This is a genomic window from Paraburkholderia sp., assembly GCF_036488505.1.
Classification (GTDB): Bacteria; Pseudomonadota; Gammaproteobacteria; order Burkholderiales; family Burkholderiaceae; genus Paraburkholderia.
Genome location: NZ_DASXHN010000052.1, coordinates 1 through 2,934, shown reverse-complemented (window position 1 = coordinate 2,934; position 2,934 = coordinate 1). Strand labels below are relative to the sequence as shown.

Sequence of the window (2,934 nt, the reverse complement as noted above, 5' to 3'; positions counted from 1 at the left end):
GTTGCCAAGCCGCATTCTCACGGATCGTGCTGCTGCAGCCGGCATCGCGCTGATCACGAGCATTGGGGTATCGTCAGGATTTTTGCTGCCGTATTTTATTGGCTGGATCAAGGATACGACCGGTACGTTCGTACTCGCGTTCATTGGCATTGCAGCGACGATGGTGCTCGCTTCGATTGTCGTGATACTGCTCGAGATCCGCTGGCGCGAGGTAGGCCAGACGCGGTTGGCGAGCGAATAGGCGCGGGCAGCGCCGGTTCGTACGAAAGGCTATCATCGGCGAACCGGTTGTCTGATTCTTTTCGCCAGCAAGGATTAACGATGCGCCGCGGTGTCCCCAGTCTCAGCGCCCTGCAAGCTTTCGAAGCAGCGGCACGCCATGAAAGTTTTTCGAAGGCTGCCGTCGAACTGTCGCAGACGCACGGCGCAGTCTGCAAGAAGGTCAACGAACTCGAAGCTCATCTGGGCATCACGCTGTTCGAGCGAGTCCGCCAGCGGCTGGTCCTGTCCGCGGCGGGCGCGGAGTATGCACGGCGGATTCGCGTCCATCTCGATCAGATTCGACGCGATACGCTCGAACTGGTGCGCAAGCAAAGCGAGGTGAAGCTGCAGCTAGCCGTCGGCGTCACATTTGCATCGCAATGGCTGATTCCGCGCCTGCATGACTTCTACGAGCACAATCCGGATCTGCAACTTCACATCATGGGCCGCGACCAGCCCACGTTCTTCGACGATTCGAACTTTGATGCCGCGATCTATTTTGCGCAAAGCCTGTGGCCTGCGATGCCGGGACAACCGCTCATCAACGACGATCGGATTCTCGCCGTCTGCGCGCCTTCGTTGATGGGAACGCGCACTGCGTTGAGCGGCGCAGGGATCAGCGCGCTGCCGTGGATCCACACCCGCGATCTGCCGCGCGCATGGCTCGCGTGGTCCGAGACGGCGTGCGCGCAGGTCATCGAACCTGGCGCGTCGAACCAGCACTACGACATGTTCATCATGGCCATCAACGCCGCGCTTTCCGGGTTGGGTGTGGCCTTGCTTCCGCGCATCCTGATCGAGCGGGAGTTGCGCAGCGGCGCGCTGGTCCAGGCACACCCTCACTCGATTCCGAATCCGGAGACCGTCTACTACTCGTTTCCTGAGCAAAAACGCGACTGGGAGCCGCTAAGACGCTTCGATCAATGGCTGGGCGCAGCGATTCGCGACTATCGTGACGGTCGCCCTCGCGACCGGACGCCGGCCATCGAAGCGACGCTCTCCCCCCACTGAGCGCCTCCGGGTTTCAGGCAAGTTCGCGCAGATCAGGGCTGTCGCGCAGGAGCTGCTGATAAAGCCCCTGAAAATTGAGCCAGGCGACATAGTCGGAACCCAGTTGGGCACGCGTCGCGCGCGCCTCTTCATCTGACAGCGGCTCGATCTGACCCGCCGCCTCGGCGAGTAACTGCACCTGGCAACAACGCTCCATGGCGATGAAGCGGTATGCCGCCGCGTCGACCGATGAACCGACGGTCAACAGGCCATGATTGAGCAGGATGGCCGCACGTTTTGTACCCATGGTCTCGGCGATCCGGCGGCCTTCTTCGGTGGCGAGCACGACGACGTCGCCGCGAAACAGCACGTGATCGTCATAGAAGAGACAGGCCTCCTGATTGAGCGGCGCCAGCAAGCGCGACCGTGCCGAGAAGGCCCGCCCGTACGGCGTGTGCGTATGCGCCGCGGCGACCACATCTGGATTTGCGCCATGGATCCCGCAATGAATCGCCGCCGCAGCCGCATTGACCGGAGCGGTCCCATGATAGATGTTGGCATCCTCGTCGATGCAGACCAGATCGTCGGGATGGATTGACGAAAAATGCTGTGCGTACGGATTGACCCAGAAGCGGTCGTGATATTCCGGATCGCGCACGGTGATATGCCCCGCGATGCCTTCGGCAAGCCCGAAGCGCGCGAAGATGCGAAACGCCGCAGCGAGCTTGAGCTTGCGGTGCTGGCGTTCCGTCTCGAAGCTCGCGAATACGGGCGGCTCCGGCAAACGTCCGCCAATTGGTTTTGGAATCTGCAATTCGCGGACGTCCGCATGACCCATGAGATGCTCCTTCGTGCTGATCAAAGAATTCATTCTCGTCCGCACGGGAAACACGGTCCATCGACGATTTGTCACAAGCTTGCTTCCGGCACTCACAACTCAAAACTCGCAACGCGCCGGAAAACGCCGGCCGTGTTCAGGCCGCGGCGACTACGTTGATACGCAGCGTCTCCCCACCCGCTGCGATGGCGAGCAGGCGGTCGACGTTCGGATGGGCCCCCGGACGGTTGCGCGCGTCGGCAGTATGCTCGGCGAATACGGCGAGGCCGTGCTCGGCCGCCCTGGCGTCCAACGCGCCGAACGCCTGCCGCAGATAGTGGTACACGGCGAGCGAGCCCTGCTTGCCCGGCTGGTTCTCGATGCTTGCCACGACGGTGCCCTTGCCGTCCGTCAGATCAATACGTTCGATACCGTCGATGGCAGGCAATTGCGCGAGGTTGGCCTTGAATACGTCACTCGGTTGAATCACTGCGTCACTCCGTTTGTTCGGGAAATGAATTGGGGAGGCGTATCTTATCTGATCGGGGGATGGGGGATCGAACTCGGCTGACGAGCTTGAGGCGCGCGTAGCCGAAAAGAGGATAGCGGCGGTGGCGACGACGGCTCCGGCCAGCACGTCGACGAGGAAATGCCCTCCGACGATCGGCGTGGCCAATACCATCGCGACATTCAACGGAACAACGATGTACACGAGCGGTGTTCGACGCACCGCCCAGCACAACAATATGGCATTGATCGTGTGATATGAAGGCATCGAAACGAGTCCTTCGATATGCCGGAGATCGATGCTCGTCATGGCGCCTGACCGCAACAGTTCGAAATGGAACATCTGCGATACGTCCGAA

At 61.1% G+C, this 2,934-nt stretch carries 3 protein-coding genes and 1 pseudogene; 1 reads left to right on the top strand and 3 read right to left on the bottom strand.

Translation table 11 applies throughout. The features are described from left to right. Nucleotides 1-1,272, top strand: a 1,272-nt coding sequence (locus VGH68_RS03130; protein WP_331602042.1) for a LysR substrate-binding domain-containing protein, incomplete at its 5' end; no start/stop codon positions are given. Nucleotides 1,273-1,285: 13 nt separating this feature from the next. Here VGH68_RS03130 and VGH68_RS03125 read toward each other — a convergent pair. The 3 genes and pseudogenes from VGH68_RS03125 to VGH68_RS03115 all read right to left on the bottom strand — a co-directional run. Next, on the bottom strand, nt 1,286-2,089 hold the full coding sequence (locus tag VGH68_RS03125) for a class II aldolase/adducin family protein (protein WP_331602041.1): 804 nt from the start codon (nt 2,087-2,089) through the stop codon (nt 1,286-1,288). A gap of 136 nt (nt 2,090-2,225) precedes the next feature. Further along, nucleotides 2,226-2,558: a DUF2322 family protein gene (locus tag VGH68_RS03120; protein ID WP_331602043.1), complete on the bottom strand. Its 333-nt coding sequence runs from the start codon at nt 2,556-2,558 to the stop codon at nt 2,226-2,228. Nucleotides 2,559-2,726: 168 nt separating this feature from the next. Continuing rightward, nucleotides 2,727-2,885 (bottom strand): annotated as a pseudogene (locus VGH68_RS03115) (phosphatase PAP2 family protein); the annotation flags it as partial. Nucleotides 2,886-2,934: the final 49 nt, after the last annotated feature.